Raw genomic sequence first — 25,674 nt, forward strand, 5'->3', positions numbered from 1 at the left:
GCCATGGTTGACTTCGAACGTATGGGGCTGGAGCGCTTTCAAGCCAACGCGGGCGACGCGTCCCGGCTGCTGAAAGCGTTGTCAAACGAACATCGCCTGATGATCCTGTGTCAGATCGGCGAGGGCGAGCGTCAGGTGTCCGATCTTCAGGTCGGTTTGTCGCAATCGGCGCTGTCGCAGCATCTGGCTCGCCTGCGTGAAGACGGTCTGGTCAGCGCGCGTAAGAGCGGCACCGCCGTCTTTTACCGCATAGCTGATCCCGCCGCCCTGAAGGTGATCGGGGTGCTGGCCGAGATTTTTTGTCCGCCCGAGGCGCGTTGAGCTGCGCCGCCTCCTTGAAGGAATCGTCGATGAATTCGCTGATCTCTCTTTCGCCCGCTGACGTAGCCGCTCGCTTGAAGGCGGGGCGAGCCGTGTTGATCGACGTGCGCGAGCCGGATGAGCACGCGCGCGAACATATCGCGGGCGCCGTCACCGCGCCCCTGTCGGCTTTTGAGGGCGCCGATCTGGGCCTCAAGCCCGGCGGCGACGTGATCTTCATGTGCCGCAGCGGCAACCGCACGGCTGGGAACGGCGACCGATTAGCCGCGCGCATCGACGGCCCGGCGCACGTTCTGGCGGGCGGTCTGGACGCCTGGAAGAAGGCGGGCCTGCCGGTCGTCGCCGATCGCAAGCAGCCGCTGGAGCTGATGCGCCAGGTGCAGATGGCGGCGGGCGGGTTGATCCTGTTGGGCGGGGCGCTAGGCGTTATGGTTCACCCCGGCTTCTGGGGGATCAGCGCCTTCGTCGGCGCGGGCCTGTTCGTGGCGGGCGCCACCGGATTCTGCGGCATGGCGCGGTTGCTGGCGGTCATGCCTTGGAACCGCCGGATGAAGCGCGCCTAGGACTGCAACGCGCCGATCAAACGGGCGAGCAGGGCGCCCAGCGTGGCCTGCTCTTCGCGCGACAGGTCGGCCAGCATGGCCTGGCTTTCGGCCATGTGCAGCGGCATCAGGCCGTCGATGAGGTCGAAGCCCTTGGGCGTCAGCCTGACCAGTGAGGCGCGGCGGTCGCTGGGGTGGGGCGTGCGCTCGATCAGGTCGGATTTCTGCAGCCGGTCCAACCGCGCCGTCATGCCGCCGGACGACATCATCGTCGCCTCATAGAGGGCCGTCGGCGTCAACCCGTCGGGCGAGGGCGCGCGGCGCAGGGTGGCCAGGACGTCGAACTCGCCATGCTGCAAGCCATGGCGGGCGTAGAGCGGCGCTTGCCGCTCGCGCGTCACCAGGATGGAGGCCTCATGCAGACGACCGAGCGTCTCCATGGCCAGAAGGTCGAGGTCGGGGCGCGCGACCGCCCATTGGGCGGCGGCGCGGGAAGCGCGATCGGTCATTGTCTTGACATCAAGATATTTGATATCGAGATACTATCGCCTTCTGCCGCCGGAGTCACTTCGTATGGATCAGTCGAACGCCTCGCCGTCGTCACGCGGCGCGGGTCTGCTGCTGATCGCAGCCATCTTCGCCCTGGCGCTGAACCTTCGCCCGGCGATGGCGGCGGTCGGGCCGCTGCTGGACCTGATCGAAGCGGCGACCGGCATGGATTCGACCACGGCCAGCCTGCTGACCACCCTGCCGGTGGCGATGATCGGCGTCGGCGCTCTGTCGATCCGGCCGTTGAGACGGCGTCTGGGCGAGCGCAAGGGTATCCTGCTGGGCGCGGTGCTCATCGGCCTGGCCTGTCTGGCGCGGGCGGTTTGCGACGGCGCGGCGGGTCTGATCGCCAGCGCGGTCGTGGTGGGTGTCGGGGTAGCCCTGATCCAGGCCCTGGCGCCCGTGGTCATCAAGCGGGCCTTCCCGTCGCGCTTCGGCACGATCATGGGCGTCTATACGACCGGCATCATGGGCGGCGCGGCCGTGGCGGCGGCGACGGCGGCCGGTTTGGCGGAAGCGGTCGGCTGGGCCGGGGCGCTGGCGCTATGGGCGGTCCCGGCTTTCCTGGCGGCGGGTGTCTGGATCATCGCCGCCCGCGACCCAACGGCTGAAGAGGCGAACCGCGCCGCCGTAGCCGAAGGAACCCACCCCGAGGTTCCGTTCTGGAAGCAGCCTAGGGCATGGGCGCTGGTGCCGATCCTGGGACTGGGCACCTCGGCCTATACGCTCGTGCTGGCCTGGCTGCCGCCCTATTACGTCGACATGGGCCAGGCGCGGTCAACGGCGGGCTTTCTGCTCAGCGGCATGACCGGGGCTGAGGTCGCGGCGGGCGTGCTGGTGTCCCTGTTCATCGCGCGCTTCCCCGACCGGCGCGGGCCGATGCTTTTGGCTGTCGCCCTGGCTCTGGTCGGTCTGGCGGGGCTGGTTCTGACGCCGGTCAGCCTGGCGGTTCCGGTCATGCTGCTGCTGGGCCTGGGGATCGGTGCGGTGTTTCCGCTGACCCTGATCCTGGCCATGGACCAGATCGACGATCCGGTGCGATCAGGCGACCTGCTCGCCTTCGTCCAGGGCGGCGGCTACATCATCGCCAGCCTGTCGCCGCTGGCGGCCGGGCTGCTGCGCGACCGCCTGTCGGACCTCAGCCAGGCCTGGATGCTGATGGGACTGGGGCTTGTCGCCATGGCCGTGATGACCCTGGCCTTCAAGCCCGGCGGCGCGAAGTTGCGTTAGGCCGCAGCGTCCCGCCAGGCTTTCAGGGCGTCCATGGCGCGGATGCTCTGCAGGCGCTTCTTGGCGCGACCGCGCTCCTTGGGATGAATGCGCTTGCCGTCTTCATCGACCTTGGGCGCTTCCAGCGGCGGCAGCAGGCCGTAGTTGATGTTCATCGGCTGGAACTTCGACCCTTCCAGGTGGCCGCCGGTGATGTGCTCGACCAGGGCCCCCATGGCGGTTTCTGGCGGCGGCGGGGTCAGGTCGCGACCCAGCGCCTGGGCGGCGGCTAGACGGCCGGTTAGCAGGCCCATGGCCGCGCTCTCGACATAGCCCTCGACCCCTGTCACCTGACCGGCGAAACGCAGGCGCGGAAGGGCCTTCAGCCGCATCTGCTTGTCCAGCAGCTTCGGGCTGTTCAGGAAGGTGTTGCGGTGCAGGCCGCCCAGACGGGCGAACTGGGCGTTCTCCAGGCCGGGGATCATGCGGAACACATCAGTCTGGGCGCCGTACTTCAGCTTGGTCTGGAAGCCGACCATGTTGAACAGGGTGCCGAGCGCGTTGTCCTGACGCAGTTGGACGATGGCGTAGGGCTTGACCGTCGGGTTGTGCTGATTGGTCAGGCCGACGGGCTTCATCGGGCCGTGGCGCAGGGTCTCGCGGCCGCGCTCGGCCATGACCTCGATCGGCAGGCAGCCGTCGAAATAGGGGACGTTCTCCCATTCCTTGAACTCGGCTTTCGGGCCGTCCAATAGGGCGTCGATGAAGGCTTCGTACTGGGCCTTGTCCATCGGGCAGTTGACGTAGGCGGCCGCGTCGCCGCCGGGGCCTTCCTTGTCATAGCGCGACTGGCGCCAGGCCACGTCGAAGTCGATGCTGTCGGCGTGCAGGATCGGCGCGATGGCGTCGAAGAAGCTGAGGCTTTCTTCGCCGGTCGCCTTCAGGATGGCGTCAGCCAGGGCGGGCGAAGTCAACGGGCCGGTGGCGACGATGACGTTGTCCCAGTCTTCCGGCGGGATGCCCGCGATCTCCTCGCGCACGATGGTCACCAGGGGGTGAGCCTCAAGATTGGCCGTCACGGCGTCCGAGAAGCCGATGCGGTCGACCGCCAGGGCGCCGCCCGCCGGCACCTGATTGGCGTCGCCCGAGGCCATGATCAGGCTGCCCAGCGCCCGCATCTCGGCGTGCAGCAGGCCAACGGCGTTGTATTCCCAATCGTCCGATCGGAAGGAGTTGGAGCAGACCAGCTCGGCCAGGCCCGCGGTGTGGTGGGCGTCGGTGCGGACCTGTTCCGGCTCGTCCCGCCGCATCTCGTGCAGGATCACGGGCACGCCCGCCTGGGCGATCTGCCAGGCGGCTTCGGATCCGGCGAGACCGCCACCGATGACGTGCACAGGAGCGGGGGCGGGGCGGGGAGCAGGAGACGCGTTCGACATGGCGGCCTAATAGCCGTCTGGCGTGGTCCTGTCATGCAAACCTGTGTGGCGTGATGCGGGCGGGGTGTCCCGGCCGCGGCTTCCCCCCTATAGAAAACGGCGGAGGCTGTTCATGACCCAAGGATTCTCGATCGGCGATGCGCTGACGGACGGATTTCGTCTGATCGGGCGCAAACCCCTCAACGTGCTAGCTTGGGGCATATTGCTGACCCTGCCGATCCTACTTTCGGTGTTTCTGGTGGTGGACATGATCGCCGCAATTGGCGTCGATGCGATGGCCGCCCAGGAGCCGGGGCCAGAGGCGTTCGCGGTCATGATGCGGATGCAGGCGCTGTCTGGGCTGGTGAATCTGCTGCAGCTGTGCGGCTATGTCCTGATCATCGCGGCGATCTGTCGAGCGGTGCTTTGGCCTGAACGGACGCCGGGGCGCATCTTCGATCTCCGCATCGGCATGGACGAGGCTCGGGTGGCCGTCGCCTGCGTGGCCCTCATGATCGGCTGCTACGGGGTTCTGTTCGTCATCCTGCTGTTGGCCTTCGCGTTTGGCGCTGCCTTGTGGATGGTGTCCGAAGCGGCGGCGGTGAGCCTGGGCGTGATTGTCGGCCTGGCGGGGCTAGTCGGCGTGGCCTGGGCGGCGCTGAGGGCGTCGATGATCATCCCGGCCAGCGTGGGGCTGAAAGACTTCGCCTTTGTCGACGGCTGGCGTTTGACGAAGGGACGGGTCGCGCCGTTGCTGGGGCTGGCCGTGACGACGCTTCTGCTGGCCCTGCTGGTTCAGATCCTGATCATGACGATCATCGCTGTCGTAGCGTTCGCGATCAGCATTCCCTTCTGGCCGCAATTGCTCGCCTGGGCTGAGGGGATGGAGGTCGGCGCGGCGCCGCAGTTCAACGTCGGCGTCGTCATGGCTATGAGCCTAGCCCTGTTTCCCGTGATTGCGGCCTATTACGGCGCGATCACCGTGATCACGACCGCGCCCTGGGTTTCGGCCTGTCGTCAGATGCTGGATGCGAAGGCGGGGGACGAAACTTCCGCCGCTGCGTTAAGCTGAACGGGAATCATGAGGAGCAGCATGAGCTTCAACGCCACCGAATCCGCCTTTGAGGGCTTCCGTCTGGCGCGCCGCGCGCCGTTGGCCATTCTGGCCTGGGCTGCAGCCTATGTGATCTTTTTCGCCGTCTTCTTCGCCGTGGCGGGGGGCAGCTTGATCAATGTCGTCTCCCTGGCCGAACAGCTTGAGCAAAGCGCCGAGCCGTCGATGGAGCAGGTGACGACCATACTGCGGGCCTATGGGACGCTGATGTTCCTGGTCCTGCCTTTGTCGATGCTGTTCAGCGCCGTGCTGAGTACAGGTGTCGCCCGCGCCGTCATTCGCCCGCAGGAAGGGCGTTTCGGCTATCTGCGACTGGGCAGGAACGAACTGCGGATTCTGCTGGCGATGCTGGCGGTCGGTCTGCTCATGCTGGGCGTGACGGTCGGCGGCATGGGCGTGGCGAGCGTGCTGGGCGGATTGGCGGCGGAGACGAATACGCCGCTCCTGATCTTGCCGGCTGTGCTGGTCGGGCTGGCGACGGTCGGCGTGTCCATCTGGTTGGCCGTTCGCCTTAGCCTGGTCGTACCGATCAGCTTCGCCGAAGAGAAGATCGCTCTCAAGGAAAGCTGGGTCATGAGCAAGGGGCGCTTCTGGCCGCTGCTGGGCATGGCGGTGCTGGCCGGCGTGATGTCCATGCTGGTGGGGCTGCTGGGCTCCATCGTCATCGCGCCGCTGAACCTGATCTTCGGCGGTCTGGAGAGCCTGGCGGGAGCGGAGACGACAAATATCGCTACGCTTTTCGTGAAGTTCTGGCCGGCTCTGCTGGTGTGGGGCGTCGTCAACGCCCTGCTGTCGGCGGCGCAGGCGGCCATCATCTATGCGCCGTTCTCTGCGGCCTATCTGGGCATCAAGGGCGTGTCGCGCGTCTGACCCGACGACCGCCGCTGGAATGAAAACGCCGCGCTCCGAGAGGGGCGCGGCGTTCTTTTTAGGTCAGGCGCTCTTGCGGGCCTTGGCGCGTTTGGCGGGCGCGGGTTCGGCGGTCAGGGCGGCGATGCGGCCCTTGCGGCGCTCCTCATGCCGGTCCAGCACTTCCTTCAGATAGCGGCCGGTCCAACTGGCGGGGTTCTCGGCGACCTGTTCCGGGGTGCCGACGGCGACGATCTCACCCCCGCCGTCGCCGCCCTCGGGACCGAAGTCCAGCAGGTGGTCGGCCACCTTGATGACGTCGAGGTTGTGCTCGATCACCACGATGGTGTTGCCGTTCTCGACCAGTTCCTGAAGCACCTCCAGCAGCTTGCGCGTGTCCTCGAAGTGCAGGCCGGTCGTCGGCTCATCGAGGATGTAGAGGGTCTTGCCGGTGGCCCGTTTCGAGAGCTCTTTCGACAGTTTGACCCGCTGGGCCTCGCCGCCGGACAGGGTGGTGGCGGGCTGGCCGACCTTCACGTAGCCCAGACCCACGCGCTCCAGCGTCAGCATCTTGTCGCGGATCGAGGGCACGGCGGTGAAGAAGCGCGCGGCCTCTTCAACCGTCATGTCCAGAACATCGGATATGCTCTTACCCTTGAAGACGATTTCCAGTGTTTCGCGGTTGTAGCGCTTGCCCTTGCAGACGTCGCAGGTGACGTAGACGTCGGGCAGGAAGTGCATCTCGATCTTGATGACGCCGTCGCCCTGACAGGCCTCGCAACGGCCGCCCTTGACGTTGAAGCTGAAGCGGCCGGGGCCATAACCGCGCGCCTTGGCCTCGGGCAGGCCCGCATACCAGTCGCGGATCGGGCCGAAGGCGCCGGTGTAGGTCGCCGGATTCGAACGCGGGGTGCGGCCAATCGGCGACTGGTCGATGTCGATGACCTTGTCGAAATGCTCCAGCCCCTCGATCCGGTCGAAGGGCGCGGGGGCGTCGGACGCATTGTTCAGGCGACGCGCGGCGGCCTTGTACAGGGTCTCGATGGTGAAGGTCGACTTACCGCCGCCCGACACGCCGGTGATGCAGGTGAAGACGCCGACCGGGATCTCGCCCGTGACGTTCTTCAGGTTGTTGCCCGTGGCACCCGAGACCTTGAGCATCCGCTTGCGGTCGACCGGGCGGCGGCCTTCGGGCGGCAGTTCGATCTCTCGCGCGCCGGTCAGATATTGGCCGGTCAGGGAGTTGGGGTTGGCCATGACCTGCGCGGGCGTGCCCTCGGCGCAGACCTGGCCGCCGTGGACGCCAGCGGCCGGGCCCATGTCGATGACGTAGTCGGCCGTCAGGATGGCTTCCTCGTCATGCTCGACGACCAGGACCGAGTTGCCGAGGTCGCGCAGCCCCTTCAGGCTGTCCAGCAGGCGGGTGTTGTCGCGCTGGTGCAGGCCGATCGACGGCTCGTCCAGCACATAGAGGACGCCGGTCAGCCCCGAGCCGATCTGCGACGCCAGACGGATGCGCTGGCTCTCGCCGCCCGACAGGGTGCCGGACGAACGCGACAGGTTCAGATAGTCGAGGCCGACATTGTTCAGGAAGCGCAGCCGGTCGGTGATTTCCTTCAGGATGCGCCGGGCGATCTCGATCTGCTTTTCGGTCAGATCGTCTTCCAGCGTCGAGAACCACAGGAAGGCCTTGGAGATCGACAGGTTGGAGATGTCGGCGATGTCCACGCCGCCGACCTTGACCGCCAGGGCCTCGGGCTTCAGGCGCTTGCCGCCGCAAACCTCGCACGGGGTTTCCGACTGATAACGGCCCAGTTCCTCGCGCACCCAGGCGCTGTCGGTCTCGCGCCAGCGACGCTCAAGGTTCGGCAGCACGCCCTCGAACGGTTTCGAGACCTCGTATTTGCGGGCGTTGTCGTCATAGACGAACTTGATCTTGTCGCCGCCCGAGCCGCGCAGGATGACGCTTTGCGCCTTCTCCGGCAGGTCGCGCCACGCCTTGTCCATCGAGAAGCCGTAGTGCAGGGCTAGCGACTGCAGCGTCTGCGTATAGAGGGGCGAAGGGCCGCGCGCCCACGGCGCCACCGCGCCCTTGTGCAGGGTCTTGTCGCGGTCCGGGATCACCAGATCGGCGTCGAAGGCCAGCTTGACGCCCAGACCGTCACAGGCCGGGCAGGCGCCGAACGGGTTGTTGAACGAGAACAGCCGCGGCTCGATCTCGCTGATGGTGAAGCCCGAGACGGGGCAGGCGAACTTTTCAGAAAAGACGATGCGGCGGGGCTCTTCCCCTTCGGGCGCGCTCGCCCATTCCGCTGTGGCGATGCCCTCAGCCAGACCGAGTGCAGTCTGGATGCTGTCGGCGTATCTCGGTTCAAGACCTGCTTTGGTTACAATGCGGTCCACGACAATATCGATGTCGTGCTTGAACTTCTTGTCGAGCGCGGGGGCGTCCTCGATGGCGTAAAATTCGCCGTCGATCTTCAGCCGCTGGAAGCCCTGCCGCTGCCACTCGGCCATTTCCTTCTTGTATTCGCCCTTTCGGCCGCGAACGACGGGCGCCAGCAGCAGAATGCGCTCGCCGTCGGGCAGGGCGGTCAGCTTGTCGACCATCTGGCTGATGGTCTGGCTCTCGATTGGCAGGCCGGTGGCGGGCGAATAGGGAACACCCACGCGCGCCCACAACAGACGCATGTAGTCGTGGATTTCCGTGACGGTTCCGACGGTCGAGCGCGGGTTCTTCGACGTCGTTTTCTGTTCGATGGAGATGGCCGGGGACAGGCCCTCGATCAGGTCCACGTCTGGCTTGCCCATCAGTTCCAGGAACTGCCGCGCATAGGCGCTGAGCGACTCGACATAGCGGCGCTGGCCCTCGGCGTAGATGGTGTCGAACGCCAGCGAGGATTTGCCCGACCCCGACAGGCCGGTCATGACCACCAGCTGCTCACGCGGAATGTCGAGATCGACGCCCTTGAGGTTATGCTCGCGGGCGCCGCGAACGCGGATGAAGTTGTGCTTTTCGATCATGTGATCCGAGGAACGCGGGAGACCCCGAAAACGGTCCGGGGCGACGACACTATATGGGGATCAATTCGCCCGAAACAGCAAGAACAATATGAGAACTTTTAGCCGGCTTCGGGCGTCCAGGGCGTTTCGGGTCGGCGATAGCGCTCACCGGGACCGACCAGGACGCCGTTGGCGTTGGCGACGCCCAGCTCAAGGCTTTCGGCGATGCGGTGCGCGCGGACGATGAAGTGTTCGGCGGCGACGGGCGGGCATAGTTTGCGGGCGGTCGCCTCGAACAGGTCAAGCCAATGATCGAAGTGGCGCGAGTCGATGGGCAAGGGCAGATGTTTCGGCATCGGCCGTCCCTGATAGGCGCCGGTGGACAGGGCCACAGACGACCAGAACAGTTTCATCTGCTCCAGATGCGGGCCCCAGTCGTCGATGTGGGCGGCGAAGATAGGGCCGATGACGTCGTCTTCGCGCACCTTGGCGTAGAAGCCCTCGACCAGGGCGTCGATCATGGCCTCGTCGATGCCCGTTTCGGCGCGGATGCGGGCGACAGCGGCTTCACGACGGGCGGCGGCCTCGACGCGATCCGGCGCAGGACGGTCGATGCGGAAGGCGACGGGGCGATCGGGCGTGCTCATGATGGCAAGATAGGAAGCGACGGTACAGAAGACCATGACGCCGATTGTCCAAGGCGGGCGCCGTTGCTGCATTGCGAAAGCTGTGCTGCAAATTGGGGGTTGCGTTACGAAACGTCCGTCCCCATCCTTCAATCAGCCAACGCATCAGTGAGGAGGCGCGACGATCATGATCAGCACCCTGGAAATCGGTTTCGCCCTTTCCGTTCCGCTGCTCGTGTTCGCCTATGTCCTCGCACAACCCAAGCCCAAGCCGGTCCGCATCCGCGCTCGTGACGCTCAACAGCGTCGCGGCCCGCACGCCTGACGGCAGAGGCCTCTTCGACAATCTGACGCTCGCCTTCGGGCGCGAACGCACGGCCGTCGTGGGCCGCAACGGCGTGGGCAAGACCACGCTGCTGCGCCTTGTCGCCGGTCTGGCTGAACCCGCCGAGGGCGCCATCTCGCGTGCTGGAACGGTCGGCTGGCTGGCGCAGGCCCAGATGCCGGGGGATGACGAAACAGTGGCGGATACACTGGGCGTTGCAGCGCCGCTAGCGATCCTGCATCGCGTGCTGGCGGGCGAAGGCTCGCTGGACGACATGGCCGAGGCGGACTGGACGCTGGAAGAGCGTCTGCAGGCGGCTCTGGCCGAGGTCGGGTTGGCCGATCTGGCGCTGGATCGCCGCACGGCCGACCTCAGCGGCGGCGAGCAGACGCGGCTGCGGCTGGCGGGCTTGAAGCTGGCCGCGCCGGACCTTCTGGTGCTGGACGAGCCGACCAACCATCTGGACGCCGAGGCCCGCGCCATGATCGCCGATGTGGTGGCCGACTGGCCGGGCGGCGTGGTGCTGGTCAGCCACGACCGCGCCCTTCTGCGCCGCGTGGATCGCATCGTGGAGTTGTCCAGTCTGGGCGCGCGTGTGCATGGCGGCGGCTGGGATCTGTATGTCGAGCGGCGCGACGCTGAACGGGCCGCCGCCGAACGCGATCTGGAACAGGCCGAGCGCGCCATCGGCCGTGTCCAGCGCGAGACCCAGATCGCACAGGAGCGTCAGGCAAGGCGTGATCGGGCGGGCAAGGCGGCGCGCGCCAACAGCTCCGATCCCAAGATTCTGCTCGATGCACAGGCTCAGCGGGCCGAGGAGAGCGGCGCGCGCGGCCAGCGTCTGGCCGAACGCAAACGTCAGACGGTCGAGGCCGATCTGGCCGAGGCGCGCGAACGGGTCGAGCGGGTGCGCCAGATGGCGCTGGCCATGCCGCCGACGGGCCTGCCTGCGGGCCGCATGGTGCTGAACCTGAATGAGGCGGTCGTGAGGGCCGACGAAGGCCGCTGTTTATTGGGGCCGATCTCCCTGCGCCTGACCGGACCGGAGAGGGTGGCTGTGGTCGGTCCCAACGGTGCGGGCAAGACGACCCTGTTGAAGCTGATCGCGGGGTTGACCGAACCATCGGCGGGAACGGTCGAGCGGCCGGTTCGCGCGGCCCTGCTGGATCAGCAGGCGGCCATGCTGAAGCCTGACGAAACACTCGTCGAAGGCTGGCTGCGGTTGAACACGCAGGGGACGCCCAATGCGGCGCGGGCGGCTCTGGCGCGGTTTCTGTTCCGTAATGTGCAGGCGGACCGCAAAACCGGAGACCTGTCCGGCGGCGAGCGGCTGCGCGCGGCCCTGGCCTGCGTCATGACCGGAACCCAGCCGCCGCAACTGCTTGTGCTGGATGAGCCGACCAACCACCTGGACATCGATTCCGTCGAGGCGGTGGAGGCGGCGTTATCAGGCTATGACGGCGCTCTGGTGGTGGTCAGCCACGACACTGATTTTCTGGATAATCTGGGCGTCGAACGGACGATCATGCTGAAGGACGGTCAGCTCCAGCCTTCGACCACGCCCTGACGGCGCCCCCGGATCGCGGAGCTGTTCAGGATGGTGCGGGGCTCGGCCTCGGCCCGACCGAACAACCACCCCTGACCGTGGGTGACGCCCAGATCGCGCAGGGCGTCGGCGACCTGATCCGTCTCGATCATCTCGGCGATGGTCTCAAGGTCTAGCGACCCGCACAGTTCGACCAGATGGGCGAGCAGGGTGCGCGTGCGGGTGTCGATGTCGATATCGCGCACCAGAGCGCCGTCGATCTTCACCGCATCGACGGACAGGCCGCGTAGATAGTCGAACGAGGCCGAACCTGCGCCGAAGTCGTCGATGCAGACCTTGATGCCTGCATTACGCAGAGCGCCCAGACGCCGGTCGGCGGCGGCCAGATCGGCCAGGGCGGCGGTCTCGGTCACTTCGACCATCAGACGCCGGCGATCATCGGGCGCCGAGGCGGTCATTTTCAGCAGGGCGGCGACATAGGCGTCGTTGGCCAGAGATGCGCCCGAGACGTTGACGGCGATCTTCAGCAGGCCGCCGCCCGGCTCGCGTAGGCGCCGCACCGCCTTTTCCGCCACGGCCAGATCGAAGCCGTCGATCAGCGCCAGTTCCTCAGCCATGCGGATGGCGGCGGCGGGACCTGATCCCTTGCCGAAGCGGGCCAGCGCTTCGAAATGGTGCACGGCTCGCGTCTTCAGGTCGACGATGGGCTGGTAGTAGAGGGCGAACTCACGGTCGCGCACGATGCTGCGGAAACGTTCGGCGTCTTTCAGCGTGCGTTGCAGGGAATCGGCGAAGGACATTTCGGGCTGATCCAGTCCGCCGTCCTTCAGGCAGCCCTCGATGGCGAAGCGCATGGCGCGCAGGGCCGAGGCGGCGTCGCCGCCTAGGGCGCTTTGCGTGGCGACGGCGGACAGGGCCAGGCCCTCGGCTTGACCGACTTTCTGCATTTCCGCGGCCAGCTCGCGCGTATCGTCCAGATCGCGGATCAGGGCGTAGCGGTCGGGCGTCAACTGACCCGCGCTGGCGCCGTCATGCGAGGCGGCGTTCAGGGTGGCGCCGATGCGGTTGTGGACCCGCCCCAGCGTGGCGGGATCGACGCCCTGCAGGCCGTTCACGTCGATGAAGGCCAGGGCCAGCCGCTGAAGGGCGCCGGCCTCGCCGCCTGCCAGGCTGACGCGGGCATGGTTGAGGAAGCCTTCGGCGTCTCTGGTCGGGGCGCCGACGGGGAGGGGCGTGTCCTCGACGACGAAGGGCTCGCCTTCATAGGACAGGGCGCAGGACTGCGCCGGCGCGATGTCGGGCAAGGCGAAGGCGCGCAAGGTGGCGCGGCGCATCCGGCCGTCGCCGCAGTCGACCAGCACTTCGGCGGCCGGACTGCGCTGGCCGGGGCGAAGCCCGCCCAGCAGGTTCTGAAGGGCGGCGGCGCTGTTGATCGACAGGCGGTCGCTGAGGGGGTGGCCGACCCAGGCGGCCGTCTGCTGGCCCGCAACGGCGCCGGAGCCCAGGGCGAAGCGCACCACGCCATGCTGATCGACTTCGATCAGGGCGTCGGCGGCGGCGAAAGCCAGGCCCAAGAGGCGCGGGGTCAGGGTCATGCCAAAGCCATAGGACGCGGGCTGTTAAAGAATAGCGACGGTTGGCTTCAGGCTGTGCGGTTCAACGCTACCGCCCGTCCGTCGCCCTGCATGGCCTGACCCGAGGCGCCATAACCCACACCCTGTGCGCGTGCGCCCGCCACTTCGGCGGCGATGGTGCGGACCAGGCCTTCGGAGACCTGGCGCGCCGCTTCCACGGTCACGGCGTGCTCGCCCAGCACCTCTTCAAAGGCCTCGGTGGCCTTGATCAGGGCGCGGCGATCGGCCTCTGGCGCGGCGACGATGGCGGCTGGATTGGCTTTCACCTGGGCGGATTCTCGACGGTAAAGATTGGCCATCTCCTGCGTCTGCGCCATGCCCTCGTTCAGATCCTGAGGGCGGTGGGCGCGCAGGGCTTCCATTTCCAACGACAATCGCTCGGTCAGGTCGTAGGTCAGGCGCGTCAGGTGTTGCACGCGCAGGGTGGCGGTTTCGACATCGGCGGTCATGCGCCTTGCTCCTGCATCTTGATCATCTGGGCCAGAACGCTGTCGGCCAGGCCGACGCCGCCCGCTTTCACGGTCTGCTGGGCCATGGCGTCGACCAGGAAGCCGCGCCAGGCGGCCTCGCCCGCGCCGCCGCCGAAGGGGGCCTCTGTGCTCAGGCCTTCGAACATGGGTTTCATCATCTGCGACAGGAAGCTGGCTTCGAAGGCTTCGGCCGTGCGGCGCATGGCTTTCTGGTTCTCAGACTGGTCCGGGCTGGCGGGGACATTGGCGCGCAGCAGGTCGGGAGAGACGGCGAGGGGGCTCATCAGATCACCTCGATTTCGGCCTGCAGGGCGCCGGCGGCCTTGATGGCCTGAAGAATGCTGATCATGTCGCGCGGGCTGACGCCGAGGGCGTTCAGGCCATTGACCAGGGTGGACAGAGAGGTCGAGCCGCCGACGATCCGCATCTGGCGTCCGGTTTCCTCGGAGATGCTGATGTCCGACTGGGGCACGACGACCGTTTGGCCGCCGCGGCTGAACGGCTCGGGCTGGCTGACCAGCGGAGTCTCCTGGACAGAGACGGTCAGATTGCCCTGCGCAACGGCGACGGTGGAGATGCGGACGGCTTCGCCCATGACGATGACGCCGTTGACCTCGTCGATGATGACCTTGGCCGGGGAATCGATCTGGACCGGCAGGTTCTCGACCCGGCTGAGGAAGCCCGCCATGCCGAAGTTCTGGGGCGCGCGGATGGCGACGACGGTGCCGTTCTCGGCGAAGGCGGTCTGGGGGTAGGTCTGGTTAATGGCGGCGGCGATACGTTGGGCTGTGGTGAAGTCCGGATTGCGCAGGTTCAGGCGCACCACCGGCATGGAGCCGAGGTCGAAACCAGTCTCGCGCTCGACCACGCCGCCGGAAGCGATGCGGCCCGCCGTGGGAACGCCGCGGGTGATCGAGGAGCCGGAGCCGCCCGAGGCAGAGACGGCGCCGGTCTGAACCGAGCCTTGCGACACGGCGTAGATTTCGCCGTCAGCGCCTTGCAGGGCGGTGACCAGCAGCGTGCCGCCCAGCAGGCTCTTCGCGTCGCCCATGGCCGAGACGCTGACGTCCAGCCGCGAACCCGGCGTGGCGAAGGGCGGCAGCTCGGCCGTGACCATGACGGCGGCCACATTCTTGGTGTTCAGGTTGGCGCCGCGGATGTTGACGCCCTGACGCTCCATCATCCCTTCCAGCGACTGGCGGGTGAAGGGCGAGTTGCGGACGCTGTCGCCGGTGCCGTTCAGGCCGACCACCAGGCCGTATCCGACCAGTTGGTTCGAGCGGACGCCTTCGATGGAAACGATGTCCTTGATGCGCGACTGGGCCTCGGCCGCATCCGGCTGGGCGGCGAGAACCAGGGCCGCGATGGCCGGGCCGATAAGGGCGGTAAGCAACTTCTGCATACGACAGACGTCCCTGCGTGAGCGTTCGTGATTAACCATGCGAGGATCATGCCGGACAAAAACACTATTGAATTCAATATCGATCGATCTTTGGCCCTGCGCTCCGCGGCAGGTTTTGCCGGGTCGTTAACCAAGACTTCAGCCCCTGAGGGCATGATGCGAAGCATAGAAGGAGACGTCTTGCATGAAGGTCACCGGACCGTTGGGCGCCGCTTCGACGCCGACCACGCGCCCCGCTGCACGCGCGGCGGGCGGTTTCGCCTTGCCGACGACCGGAGGCGCGGCCTCTGCGGCTCAGGCCGGCGCGACCTCATCCGCATCGGGCGTCGCGAGCGCTGCGGCGCTGATGGCTTTGCAAGGCGTGGAAGACCCGACGGAGCGCCGCCGCCGGGCCATTAGGCGGGGCTCTGGTCTGCTGGATCGACTGGACGAGCTGAAGCTGGCGCTGCTGGGCGGTCAGGACGGGGCGACGGCTCTGGGACGTCTGGCTCGTGATTTGCGCGAAGAGCGCGATGAGGATTCTGAGCCGGGCCTGAAAGCTGTGCTGGACCAGATCGACCTGCGCGCTTCGGTAGAATTGGCAAAAGCGGAAATGAGCCGATCACGCGCCTAAAGACGTTGAAACTTCGGCTGAACCCTGCGTTTCCGGGGCTTTGTGAGGATAATTCGCCACACTAACCCCGCGTAAGCGCAGCTTAGCCATATCACGGACTCGCGAACGCCATTGCCGCGACTCTTGCGCTTGCCTATACGGCCCATGCGCCGCAGGGGGGCGCGATTAGGGAATGAGTGTGAGTGCGATGACCGCATTGGCCTCTGTAGTGTCCGGGGACATGGCTGTGTATCGGCCGACCGACGACGAGCCGTTCATGAACGAACGGCAGGTCGCCTATTTCAAGACCAAGCTTCTGTCCTGGAAAGACGACATTCTTCGCGAGTCGAAGGGCACCGTCACCAATCTGAAAGCCGAGACCGAGAACCACCCCGACCTGGTGGACCGGGCATCGTCGGAATCCGATCGCGCGCTGGAGCTTCGAACTCGTGACCGGCAACGTAAGCTGATCTCCAAGATCGACGACGCGCTGCGCCGGATCGAGGACGGCTCCTACGGTTATTGCGAGGATACCGGCGAGCCGATCGGCCTGGGTCGCCTGGAAGCTCGGCCGACAGCCACCTTGTCGGTGGAGGCTCAGGAGCGGCATGAACGTCGTGAGCGAGTTCACCGCGACGACTGATTGGCGATGCAAACTTTCGTCAAATGACGAAAAGTTCGGGTTTGCTCCAAGTTTGAGCCATGTTGCGCCTGCAATAGGCGGGCGACGGCGGTTGATCTGCCGCTGTCGTCCATAACTTGCGCAAGGATATTTCATGACCCGTACGTTTGCTTCTCTTTCGGCTGTCGCTTTGTTGGCGCTCGGCGCCTGCGCCCAGACCCCTGCTGTCGAACCCGCGCCGCTGGTTCCCGCAGGCCAGGGCGACGTCGTGGAGAAGGTTGTGTACGTGGCCTCTGAGGTGCGCCCATGCACGGCGGGCGTGGCGCGGACCACTTGCCTGCAGGTGCGGGAGACCGAGAGCCAGCCTTGGGAACTGCACTATTTCGGCTATGAAGGCTTTGAGCATAAGCCGGGTGTTGAATACCGCCTGCGCGTTCGTGGCACGCCGGTCGCCAATCCGCCGGCCGACGCCTCGTCTGTGCGCTGGTCGCTGATCGAAATCCTCGACCAGAAGCCTGCTCAGCGCTGATCAGGTTTCCACACGCGCCTCTCTTGACTTCGAGGGGGCCGTGATCGACCTAGACCCCTATCGGAACGGCGTCACGCCCGCGCGGGTGCGACGCCTTTTCGACGTTTTCAGAGACTGGACGCTCTGCCCGGATCATCATGGTTCGCGGCGGGCCGCCCGGCCGCCTTCGCTTTCAGGCTCGCAGGATCCTCATGTCCGTCAAGGTTCGTTTCGCTCCGTCTCCCACGGGTAAGCTGCACGTCGGCAATGTCCGCACGGCTCTGGTGAACTGGCTGTTCGCCAAGGGGCAGGGCGGCTCCTTCGTGCTGCGGATCGACGACACCGACCTGGTCCGTTCGACGCAGGAGTCGGAAGACAACATCGAGATCGACCTGAAGTGGCTCGGCCTGACCTGGGACGAACGCTACAACCAGTCCAAGCGGTTCGACCGCTATGAAGAGGCTGCCGCCAAGCTGAAGGCTGAAGGTCGCCTCTACCCCTGCTATGAGACCGCCGACGAATTGGACCGCCGCCGCAAGGTGCAGCTGTCGCGCGGCCTGCCGCCCATCTACGACCGCGCCGCCCTGTCGCTGACTGAGGCCGAAAAGGCCGCCCTGGAGGCCGAAGGCCGCCGCCCGCACTGGCGCTTCAAGCTGGAAGGCAAGCGCGTCGCCTGGGAAGACCTGGCGCGCGGCCATGCCGAGGTGGACACCGCCTCCATGTCCGACCCGGTGCTGATCCGCGAGGACGGCCTGTTCCTCTATACGCTGCCGTCGGTCGTCGACGACATCGACATGGAGATCACTCACATCATCCGGGGCGAGGACCACGTCACCAACACCGGCGCACAGATCGAGATTTTCGAAGCGTTGGGGGCCAAGGTTCCGGGCTTCGCCCACATGCCGCTGCTGGTCGACGCCGACGGCACGGCCCTGTCCAAGCGTCTCGGCTCGCTGGCCATCATGGACATGCGCGCCGATGGTTATGAGCCGATCGCCATCACCAGCCACCTGGGCAAGATCGGCACTTCGGACAATCTGGAGGTCGCCGCCTCGCTGCAGGACCTGGGCGAGGCCTTCGCCTTCTCCAAGATGGGCCGCTCGCCCGCCCGTTACGACACGGCCGATCTGGATCGTCTGAACGCGCAGGCGGTTCACGCTATCGACTACGCCGCCGCCAAGCCGCGCCTTGAGGCTCTGGGCGTCGACCTGGGCGAGACCTTCTGGAACACCGTGAAGGGCAACCTCAGCAAGTTTGGCGATGTCGTTGAAATGGCGAAGATCGTCATGGGGCCAGTGGCGCCGGTGATCGAAGACGCCGCCTTCGCCGCCGCGGCTCTGGACCTGTTGCCTGAGACCATCGACGCCGAGGCGTGGTCGGCCTGGACGGCGGCGGTGAAGGACAAGACCGGCGCCAAGGGCAAGGGCCTGTTCATGCCGCTGCGCCTGATCCTGACGGGGCAGGCGCATGGGCCGGATATGGCCGCGATGATCCCGCTCATCGGCCGCGAACGCATGGTTCAGCGACTGAAGGGCGAAACCGCCTGACGGCTCGCCCAGCGCAAACAAGCCAGCGCAAACAAGAAAGGCCGCCTTCATCGTGAAGGCGGCCTTTTTCGTTCAGGACTGAATCTGGATCAGCTTGCGTTGCAGGCGGCGACCTCTTCAGCGCTCAGGGCCTGGCCCTTGTAGGAGAAGCTGGTCACCGGACCCAGCTTGGCCACCACGCGGCGGCAGGCGCGCGTCGCGGGTTGGTTGGAGCCGCCGGTGGCGGTGCAGGCGTCGCCCTCGCAGCGCCAGGTGGCGCCGTCGACGATCACACGGCCGGTCGGGGCCTTGGCGGCGTCAGCCAGGGTGGCGCTGGTGGCCGGGGCCTGGGCGAAGGCAGGAGCGGCCGCGAACAAGGCGACGGCGGCGAGAAGAGCACGCATGAACAGTCTCCGATAAGGGTGGGGCGCACGCCCAGCATCGCCATAGGCCGTTTTTTAAGAAAACTGTCAATCCAGCTTCTCGCCTGACGGACCGGCGTTACTGACGCACGTTTACTTACCGACGATCATGTTGCAAGTGCGGCGTGTCCTGAGCTGATTTCATGGCCTCGATCGCACCCTCGACCGAATCGACGCTGACATAGGCCTCCAGGAAGCTGGCCGGCGTCATGCCCTTTTCGACCGTGTGTTCGATCAAGGTGAAGAATCCGTCCCAGAAGCCGTCCAGATTCAAGAAGATGACGGGCTTGGCGTGCAGATCCAGCCGCTTCCATGACAGCAGCTCCACGACCTCTTCCAGCGTGCCGACACCGCCGGGTGCGACAACGAAGACGTCGGATTCGTCGTACATGAGCTGTTTACGCTCGTGCATGGAGGTGACGACGATCGTCTCCACGTCATCGAACAGGCGCTCGCGGCTGCGCAGGAAGGCGGGCATGATGCCGACGACGCGGCCGCCTGCTTCATGTGCCGCGCGAGCCGAGGCGCCCATCAGGCCTACGCCGCCGCCGCCATAGACGAAGCGCCACCCCGCTTCGGCCGTCGCCTTGCCGAACTCCGAAGCCGCCTGGATGTAGCGCGGATCGGTCCCATCGGAAGAACCGCAGAATAGGCAGACGGATTGGCCCTCGAACGGGGCGATATTGACGGAGGGCAGGGACATGGGACCTTTGGTGACCTCAGGCGGGCAAGTGAAGACAGGCGGGGAGCGCCAAGCGGGTTGCGCCGAAGGGGCTGGGCCAAGCGAACGGAGCCGTCTATCTGGACACACAGCCTTATAGCGATGCGGGACAGGATGGAACGAAGGATCGGCCTGCGATTGAGTTTGAGCCTGGCGCTGGGATTGGCGACGGCGCTTTCGGCATGCGGCGCCCCCAAGAGCGATGCGGAAGCTGATGCGGCCGAAGTGCAGGACGGCGACTGGATGGCGACGCCGCGCATCACCAGCGTTCTTTCTCAGGCGTCTGGCGGCGTCTTGGTGCGGGGAGAAGCCGCGCCAGGCGCGCGCGTGATCCTCGGCGGGACGGACGGCTCGGTTGTGGCCGCTGCTGCGGATGCGCGAGGACGGTTTGAACTGCATGTCAGTCCGGCGGCGGTCGGGCAAATTCTGACGCCTGAGATCCAGATCGGCCAGGCGACGACGCCGGGCCCAGAGCGCCTGCTGGTGGTTGGAGGGACCGGAGGCCTGGCCGCTCTTCTGACGGACGGCGGCGCCAGCCTGCGTCTGACGCCGGGGCCGACCTTGGACGCCCTGGACGGTGACGGGCGCGGTCTGATTGCCTCCGGCCGCGCCGACCCTGGCAAAAAAGTCGCCGTGCGGGCCGGTGGAGGGACGGCTCATGGCGTGGCGGATTCCCATGGTCGTTGGGGCGTTGTCGTCCCTGTTGTAGGAGATCGGGCGAGCGACATCGAGGTAGAGGGACGCGTCTTCCACTATCCCGGCCCTGGCGTGTCCGCTGACCGAGCCGAGCGGGCAGGAGAGGGGTGGCGGGTCACGCGTCAGTTGTCGAGCGCGGCGCGTCAGACGACTTGGTTTCCCGATCCAGATGCCTGAATTTCGGAGCGGATCGTCGTTAATGCGGCATTAACCAAACCAGTTGATCAAGAGAGGGTCTTCCTTCTTCGAGGACACCCACCATCACCAAACGACTTTCAGCCCGATGCTCAGTGCGTCGGGCTTTTTTCTTATGCCGGGCCCGATACGTGACGCACGATCGTGAGCGGCGCTGTCACCGAGTTGCAGTAAATTTGGTCTAGACCAATATCTCGTACGAGAAGGTTGGTCCGGACGTGAAATCTCTAACGCAAAAATTGAAGGATGCGGGTCCGATCGGTTTCTCGATCTTCGCGGGCCTGGCGGGGTTTTGCGCCTACTTCTCCATGTACGCCTTCCGCAAGCCGTTCTCAGCGGCGACGTTCGAAGGGGTAGAGGGCTGGGCCTTCGTGCTGGACTACAAGGTCGCCCTCGTGATCGCCCAGGTCATCGGTTACGCCCTGTCCAAGTGGATCGGCGTCAAGGTGATCGCCGAGGCGGACGGTCAGGGACGCGGCCGCGCCATCCTTATGCTGATCGGCGCCTCATGGCTGGCGCTAGTGGCGTTCGCCCTGATCCCGGCACCGTGGAATGTGGCGGCCCTGTTCTTCAACGGCCTGCCGCTGGGCCTGATCTGGGGGCTGGTGTTCGCCTATATGGAAGGGAGGCGGGTCTCCGACGTGTTGGGCGCCGTGCTGTGCGCCAGCTTCATCCTGTCGTCGGGCGTGGTGAAGGCGGTCGGCAAGCTGCTGCTTCAGGCGGCCGTCAGCGATCTGTGGATGCCGGCGGCGGCGGGCATGGTCTTCATGCCCCTGTTGCTGGTTTCGGTCTGGGGACTGGCGCAACTGCCCGGCCCTAACGCAGATGACGAACGCGAGCGCATTCGCCGCGCACCGATGAACAAGGATGATCGGCGCCACTTTCTGGCCGACTACGGGCTGGGACTGGCCGCGCTGATCGCCGCCTATGTCCTGTTCACCGCCTTCCGGGATTTCCGCGACAACTTCTCGGCAGAGGTTTGGGAGGCGGTCGGATATGGCGATGCGGCGGGCGTCTTCGCCGCCAGCGAACTGCCGGTGGCGGTCATCGTGCTGATCGTGCTGGGCAGTCTGATCCTGATCCGCGACAACCGGCGTGCGCTGATGGTGATGCATGGCGTGGTGATCGCGGGCGCCGCCCTGATCGGCCTGTCGACCCTGGCCTTTCAGGCAGAGTTGGTGTCGGCGCTGACATGGATGATCCTGAGCGGCGCGGGCCTCTACATGGCCTACACCCCCTTCAACGCCATGCTGTTCGACCGGATGCTGGCGGCGACGCGCAGAGTCGGGACGGCAGGCTTCCTGATCTATGTGGCCGATGCGTCAGGCTATATCGGCAGCGTCATCCTGTTGCTCTATCGTAGCTTCGCGGCGCCACAACTGGATTGGCTGCAGTTCTTCATCGGCGCAGCATATGCCTCAGCAGCGGCCAGCCTGGTTCTGACCCTGGCGTCGGCGGTCTATTTCGGGCGGAAGCTGGGACGAAAGCATCAGGTCCAGATGGCGCAGGCCGCACCAGACGCGGCGGCCTCCTGACCACCTGGCGTCAGGGCGTGACGTCCAGATCGACCTTCACGCGCAGGGCGTCGTGGCGCCAGTATTCGTGGTCGTATTCGACGATACGGCCGGCCGCGTCGAAGCTGGCGCGGATGACCAGAAGGCCCGGCGTGCCTGATTTGACGCCCAGAGCCTCGGCCTCTTCCTGGATCAGGGCGCAAGGCTGCATCTCGACCCGGTTGCGCGTCACCGCCAGCCGATAACGGCTCTTGAGGATCTGCGTCAGCGAGCCGTCCAGATCGTGCGCCAGCAGATCCGGCGCCCGCTCCGCCTCGACATAGATGCGCTCGACCAGCACAGGCCGCCCGTCGATCAGACGCCGCCGCCGGATCAGATGCACCGGCGCGCCCAGCGGCAGGCCCATGGCCTTGGCGACCCCGTCCTGCGCCTCGACCGAGGCGGTCGACAGGGTCTCGGTCGCGGGCTGGCGGCCCTGTTCGGCGACATAGGTCATGAAGCCCGCCCATCGGGTCGGATCATAGGTCACGGGCTCGGGCGAGACATACCAGCCGCTGCGGTCGCGGCGGAAGATCATCCCCTCAGACTCCAACTGGAACAGGGCTTCGCGGATCGTGCCGCGTGCGACGCCCAGCCCATCCTGAAGCTGGCGTTCCGACGGCAGCTTGGCGCCCGGCTTCAGTGCGCCGCTGTGGATCTGGCGGGCGATATGGTCGCGGGCCACCAGATAGCGGCCCCGATCGCCCGCAGGCGTTTCGGTCGGTGCGTTCCACCAGGCAGGCGCAGGGGCGGCGGACATAAAGGCTCGTCGGCTGAGAAGTCGTTGACGCCTTATCGCGTCTTCGCGCCCCGGCGTCGATCCTTTGCGCCGCCCGTAACGAAAACGGCGGCGACCCTTTCGGATCGCCGCCGCCAGAACATCGGACTGCCGATAACCTCAGTAGCTGTAGCTCATGCGGAACAGGAAGGTCCGGCCCGGCTCCATGTAGTCCTTCATGTAGCTGGGGCTTTCGCCCTTGGTCGTATAGTAGCGGTGGCCGTCCAGAATGTTCTGCACGTCGAAATCGACCGCCAGTTGTTCGTTGACGTGATAGCGCGAGTGGAAGTCCAGCGTCTTGGTCGGCTGCACCCATTTGTCGACGGCGTTGTCGCGCAGATCCTCAATATACTCGCCCTGATAGTTGTAGGACAGGCGCGCCTCGAAACCATATTTCTGATAGGTCAGAGAGGCGTTGTACATCAGGTCCGGCGCGCCGACGAAGGAGATCGGACGGCCCTTGCGGTAGTCTAGGCCCGTCTCGCCCTCGCTGGTCTGCAAGGTCAGATTGCCCTCGAAACCGAAGCCGTCCAGCGGCGCGGCCAGGCCGTCGAAGCTCTTGATGAAGTTGAACTCGACCCCGGCGATCTCGGCGGTGTCGCCGTTCTTGGGCTGGGTGATTTCGATGAAGCCCTCGGTCGTGGTGGCGTCGACCTGGCTGCCGTTGGTGAAGATGAAGTTGTCAATCTTCTTGTAGAAGACGCCCGCCGACAAGACGCTGCTGCGGTCGGGATAGAACTCGGCCGACAGGTCCAGGTTCAGCGCTTCCGCCGGTTTCAGGTCCGGATTGCCGCGGCTGATGGCCAGGATCTCGTTGGTCACCGGATCGCGCGTTACCGATTGCCCACCCGAGATGTAGCCGTACTCGGGCCGCGAGAAGCTGGTCCACAGGGCGGCGCGATAGACCCACTGCTCGTTCGGACGATAGGTCGCCGTCACGCTGGGCAGGAAGACGCCGTAGTCTGCGTCGCTGGTGTCAAACCCGCTGGCGTCGCCGTCGTCCGACCAGAAGGTGTTCTTGATGTCAGTCTGTTCGTACCGGCCGCCCGCGATGACCTGCAGGTCGCCCCAGCGCAACTGCGCCAGGGCATAGGCGGCGTAGATGCTTTCCTGGCCCTGCTTATCGTCCTGGCTCAGGCGCTCATAGGACATGGTCGCCGGATTGGCGGCCTCGGCCGCGTGGATGGCGGCGATCACGCGGTCGCGGTTGAAGACGGCGCCATAGTAGTAGCGGCCGCCCAGGATGCGATCCACCTCGCGTTCGATCAGGCCAGACGCCGCCATGGACAGACCGTCCAGCGCCGTGCCGGCGAAGTCGCCGTCCCAGATCGGGGTGCTGTCGTATTCACGCTCGGATTTCAGGTATTTGGCGCCGAAGCGGACCTGTTCCAGCGGGCCGCGATCGACCTGGTAGCGAGCGTCGATCTTGAAGGCGAGGCGGTCGTCCTTCTGGCGCGAACGGCTGTGGCCCAGACCGTCCAGCGGCAGCAGCGACGGGTCGCGTTCAACATGGGCGGCGAAGGCCGGCAGTTGCGGCATGGGGAATCGGCCGTCGTAGGACGACCACAGAAGGCCGGTCCCGTTCAGCGGCCAGGCGCAGGCGTCGCAGTTATAGCCGATGGAGTAGTTGTCGGGGTTTTCGCGTTCGCCGAAGCTGTAGCTCAGGTCATAGCTCAGCTCGAGCGCGTTCAGGCGACTGACGCCGCCCAGGTTGACGGTGGCCAGGGTCTGGTTCTCGTCGGAAATGTCCATGTTGCGCGAGAACTGGAAGGCCTGAGGATCCCACACGCCCGAGCGGCCGTGCAGGGACCAGTAGGATTTACGCGTCCGGTCCGCATCGGTGATGCGGCCGTCGCCGTCGGCGTCGACGATCTGACCGGTCGTGTAGCCGTAGATGGCGCCCAGGGTCGCGTCCTGGCCGATGATCATCTTTTCCGGCGCCGACAGGCTGCGGTCTTCGTCGTTCACCTGCACCAGGCGCGTGGTCGGGCGGCTGCGATAGTCGGTCCAGTCATTGGTCGAGGCGCGCTCGAAGCGGTTGTACTGGCCGCGCAGATAGAGGTCATGATCGCCGCCGCGATAGTCGAAGGAGACGTTACCGCCATAACGCTCCTGCTCGTTGCGGCGGTAGTCCAGGTCAATGCCCGGCAGATACATGGAGCGTTCGTCGATCGCCTCTTCGGCGTTCTTGCGCCAGATGTAGGGCTCCCATTCGCCGTCGTTCTCGGTCTCTTCGGTGACGCCGTTCGAGCGGCCGTAGTTGACCGAGGCGAAGACGCCGAAGCGTTCGTCCTTCAGTCGACGGCCGAAGTCGGCCTGCAGCAGATAGTTATCCGAGGCCTCGCCCTGATCCTTGGCGCGGTCGTTGAAACCGTAGCTGGCGAACAGGCGCGCGACCGGGGCGTTGAAGTCGAAGGCGTTGGGCGTGCGGAAGTCGATCGAGCCGCCGATGGCGTCGCCGTCCATGTCGGGCGTCAGCGTCTTGGACACCGAGATCGCCTGCAGGCCGTTGGGCGGCAGGACGGTCATCGACATCTTGCGGCTGTCGGTGTCGGTCAGGGCCACGCGCACGCCGTTGATCGAATAGGCGTTGAAGGTGCCGGCGAAGCCCCGGACGGTGACGTATTCGCCCTCGCCTGTCGTCTGGTTGACGATTACGTTGACCCCCGGCAGGCGGGCCAGGGCGTCGGCGACGTTGGCGTCGGGCAGCTTGCCCATGTCATCGGCCGACAGGACGTTGACCACGCCGTCGGCGCGGCGCTGGGCCGAGATGGCGTTGGCGGTGCCCAGACGCTGACCGGTCACCACGACTTCACCGACGACGGTCGGCTGGGCTTGATCTTCTTCAGAAGAGGCGGCGACGGCTGCGCCCGAAACGGCCCAGGCCAGGGCCAGGGCGCTGACGCCCGCGATGCGGTTCGCCGTGCGTGGTGCAACGGCGGCGGAATATAATGACATTGGTGATCCCCACCCAGAGTCCAGAAATCTTGGCTGGGGGAGGGCGCTGCTCGGGCCGTCCCCCGTCCGCATCGGCGGACGAGGGCGGGGTAGCCTCA

Annotated in this window: 25 protein-coding genes; 13 read left to right on the forward strand and 12 right to left on the reverse strand. The window is 66.1% G+C overall.

Features of this window, described 5'->3' with window-relative positions; translation table 11 throughout:
• The first annotated feature begins 3 nt into the window (after positions 1–3).
• Positions 4–321, forward strand: a complete 318-nt coding sequence (locus FM111_RS09215) for an ArsR/SmtB family transcription factor (RefSeq protein ID WP_087140665.1) — start codon at positions 4–6, stop codon at positions 319–321.
• Positions 322–350: 29 nt separating this feature from the next.
• Positions 351–884: a rhodanese family protein gene (locus tag FM111_RS09220; protein WP_087140666.1), complete on the forward strand. Its 534-nt coding sequence runs from the start codon at positions 351–353 to the stop codon at positions 882–884.
• On the opposite strand, the gene FM111_RS09225 is transcribed toward FM111_RS09220, so the two are convergent.
• Positions 881–1,372: a MarR family winged helix-turn-helix transcriptional regulator gene (locus tag FM111_RS09225; RefSeq protein WP_087140667.1), complete on the reverse strand. Its 492-nt coding sequence runs from the start codon at positions 1,370–1,372 to the stop codon at positions 881–883. The genes FM111_RS09220 and FM111_RS09225 overlap by 4 nt on opposite strands.
• A gap of 64 nt (positions 1,373–1,436) precedes the next feature.
• Between FM111_RS09225 and FM111_RS09230 the strand changes: the two genes are divergently transcribed.
• Complete coding sequence (locus FM111_RS09230; RefSeq protein ID WP_179205068.1) at positions 1,437–2,642, forward strand: MFS transporter; 1,206 nt, start codon at positions 1,437–1,439, stop codon at positions 2,640–2,642.
• Here the strand turns inward: FM111_RS09230 and trmFO are convergent.
• A complete protein-coding gene (gene trmFO / locus FM111_RS09235; protein ID WP_087140668.1) occupies positions 2,639–4,057 on the reverse strand; it encodes a methylenetetrahydrofolate--tRNA-(uracil(54)-C(5))-methyltransferase (FADH(2)-oxidizing) TrmFO in 1,419 nt (472 codons plus the stop codon). The genes FM111_RS09230 and trmFO overlap by 4 nt on opposite strands.
• A 43-nt stretch (positions 4,058–4,100) precedes the next feature.
• Between trmFO and FM111_RS09240 the strand changes: the two genes are divergently transcribed.
• Together FM111_RS09240 and FM111_RS09245 are read left to right on the forward strand one after the other, a co-directional pair.
• Entirely contained in the window at positions 4,101–5,108 is a 1,008-nt protein-coding gene (locus FM111_RS09240; protein WP_143276081.1) for a hypothetical protein, read from the forward strand.
• Between the two features lie 21 nt (positions 5,109–5,129).
• Positions 5,130–6,020 carry a hypothetical protein gene (locus FM111_RS09245; RefSeq protein WP_087140670.1) on the forward strand — a complete coding sequence of 297 codons (891 nt, stop codon included), beginning with the start codon at positions 5,130–5,132 and terminating at the stop codon, positions 6,018–6,020.
• Between the two features lie 63 nt (positions 6,021–6,083).
• Here the strand turns inward: FM111_RS09245 and uvrA are convergent, their stop codons facing one another.
• Both uvrA and FM111_RS09255 read right to left on the reverse strand, forming a co-directional pair.
• Entirely contained in the window at positions 6,084–9,023 is a 2,940-nt protein-coding gene (uvrA, locus tag FM111_RS09250) for an excinuclease ABC subunit UvrA (RefSeq protein ID WP_087140671.1), read from the reverse strand.
• Positions 9,024–9,121: 98 nt separating this feature from the next.
• Positions 9,122–9,649, reverse strand: coding sequence for a group III truncated hemoglobin (locus FM111_RS09255; protein WP_143276090.1), 528 nt, complete (start codon positions 9,647–9,649; stop codon positions 9,122–9,124).
• A gap of 166 nt (positions 9,650–9,815) precedes the next feature.
• Between FM111_RS09255 and FM111_RS16375 the strand changes: the two genes are divergently transcribed.
• Positions 9,816–9,953, forward strand: coding sequence for a hypothetical protein (locus FM111_RS16375; RefSeq protein WP_003165247.1), 138 nt, complete (start codon positions 9,816–9,818; stop codon positions 9,951–9,953).
• Positions 9,919–11,520, forward strand: coding sequence for an ABC-F family ATP-binding cassette domain-containing protein (locus FM111_RS09260; RefSeq protein WP_087140672.1), 1,602 nt, complete (start codon positions 9,919–9,921; stop codon positions 11,518–11,520). Before FM111_RS16375 ends, FM111_RS09260 begins: the two co-directional genes overlap by 35 nt.
• On the opposite strand, the gene FM111_RS09265 is transcribed toward FM111_RS09260, so the two are convergent.
• The 4 genes from FM111_RS09265 to FM111_RS09280 are packed head-to-tail and all read right to left on the reverse strand — an operon-like array spanning position 11,493 to position 15,005.
• Positions 11,493–13,094: an EAL domain-containing protein gene (locus tag FM111_RS09265; protein WP_087140673.1), complete on the reverse strand. Its 1,602-nt coding sequence runs from the start codon at positions 13,092–13,094 to the stop codon at positions 11,493–11,495. The two genes, FM111_RS09260 and FM111_RS09265, sit on opposite strands and share 28 nt — an antisense overlap.
• A 47-nt stretch (positions 13,095–13,141) precedes the next feature.
• A complete protein-coding gene (locus FM111_RS09270; RefSeq protein ID WP_087140674.1) occupies positions 13,142–13,582 on the reverse strand; it encodes a flagellar basal-body protein FlbY in 441 nt (146 codons plus the stop codon).
• Positions 13,579–13,887, reverse strand: coding sequence for a rod-binding protein (locus FM111_RS09275; protein WP_087140675.1), 309 nt, complete (start codon positions 13,885–13,887; stop codon positions 13,579–13,581). The genes FM111_RS09270 and FM111_RS09275 overlap by 4 nt, the downstream gene beginning before the upstream one ends.
• A complete protein-coding gene (locus FM111_RS09280) occupies positions 13,887–15,005 on the reverse strand; it encodes a flagellar basal body P-ring protein FlgI (protein ID WP_087140676.1) in 1,119 nt (372 codons plus the stop codon). The genes FM111_RS09275 and FM111_RS09280 overlap by 1 nt, the downstream gene beginning before the upstream one ends.
• A gap of 184 nt (positions 15,006–15,189) precedes the next feature.
• On the opposite strand from FM111_RS09280, the gene FM111_RS09285 reads away from it, so the two are divergent.
• The 4 genes from FM111_RS09285 (at position 15,190) to gltX (ending at position 18,274) form a co-directional block, all read left to right on the forward strand.
• Entirely contained in the window at positions 15,190–15,618 is a 429-nt protein-coding gene (locus FM111_RS09285) for a flagellar assembly protein FliX (protein WP_087140677.1), read from the forward strand.
• Between the two features lie 220 nt (positions 15,619–15,838).
• Positions 15,839–16,240 (forward strand): RNA polymerase-binding protein DksA, encoded by a 402-nt coding sequence (dksA, locus tag FM111_RS09290; RefSeq protein WP_087140678.1) that lies wholly within the window; start codon positions 15,839–15,841, stop codon positions 16,238–16,240.
• A gap of 133 nt (positions 16,241–16,373) precedes the next feature.
• On the forward strand, positions 16,374–16,748 hold the full coding sequence (locus tag FM111_RS09295) for a DUF4377 domain-containing protein (RefSeq protein ID WP_087140679.1): 375 nt from the start codon (positions 16,374–16,376) through the stop codon (positions 16,746–16,748).
• Between the two features lie 191 nt (positions 16,749–16,939).
• Complete coding sequence (gene gltX / locus FM111_RS09300; protein WP_087140680.1) at positions 16,940–18,274, forward strand: glutamate--tRNA ligase; 1,335 nt, start codon at positions 16,940–16,942, stop codon at positions 18,272–18,274.
• A gap of 89 nt (positions 18,275–18,363) precedes the next feature.
• Here gltX and FM111_RS09305 read toward each other — a convergent pair whose 3' ends face one another.
• The gene (locus tag FM111_RS09305) at positions 18,364–18,657 is read right to left on the reverse strand and encodes a CC_3452 family protein (protein ID WP_087140681.1); all 294 of its coding nucleotides are present in this window, start codon (positions 18,655–18,657) and stop codon (positions 18,364–18,366) included.
• 115 nt (positions 18,658–18,772) lie between these two features.
• The gene (locus FM111_RS09310; RefSeq protein WP_087140682.1) at positions 18,773–19,378 is read right to left on the reverse strand and encodes an LOG family protein; all 606 of its coding nucleotides are present in this window, start codon (positions 19,376–19,378) and stop codon (positions 18,773–18,775) included.
• Between the two features lie 132 nt (positions 19,379–19,510).
• On the opposite strand from FM111_RS09310, the gene FM111_RS09315 reads away from it, so the two are divergent.
• Both FM111_RS09315 and FM111_RS09320 read left to right on the forward strand, forming a co-directional pair.
• Complete coding sequence (locus tag FM111_RS09315) at positions 19,511–20,269, forward strand: hypothetical protein (RefSeq protein WP_087140754.1); 759 nt, start codon at positions 19,511–19,513, stop codon at positions 20,267–20,269.
• A gap of 236 nt (positions 20,270–20,505) precedes the next feature.
• Positions 20,506–21,822 (forward strand): DUF5690 family protein, encoded by a 1,317-nt coding sequence (locus tag FM111_RS09320; protein ID WP_087140683.1) that lies wholly within the window; start codon positions 20,506–20,508, stop codon positions 21,820–21,822.
• A 10-nt stretch (positions 21,823–21,832) separates the two neighbouring features.
• On the opposite strand, the gene FM111_RS09325 is transcribed toward FM111_RS09320, so the two are convergent.
• On the reverse strand, positions 21,833–22,600 hold the full coding sequence (locus FM111_RS09325) for a UTRA domain-containing protein (RefSeq protein ID WP_087140684.1): 768 nt from the start codon (positions 22,598–22,600) through the stop codon (positions 21,833–21,835).
• A gap of 138 nt (positions 22,601–22,738) precedes the next feature.
• A complete protein-coding gene (locus FM111_RS09330) occupies positions 22,739–25,576 on the reverse strand; it encodes a TonB-dependent receptor (protein ID WP_087140685.1) in 2,838 nt (945 codons plus the stop codon).
• Positions 25,577–25,674: the final 98 nt, after the last annotated feature.

This window comes from Brevundimonas diminuta 3F5N, from assembly GCF_900163625.1.
Lineage (GTDB): Bacteria > Pseudomonadota > Alphaproteobacteria > Caulobacterales > Caulobacteraceae > Brevundimonas > Brevundimonas diminuta_A.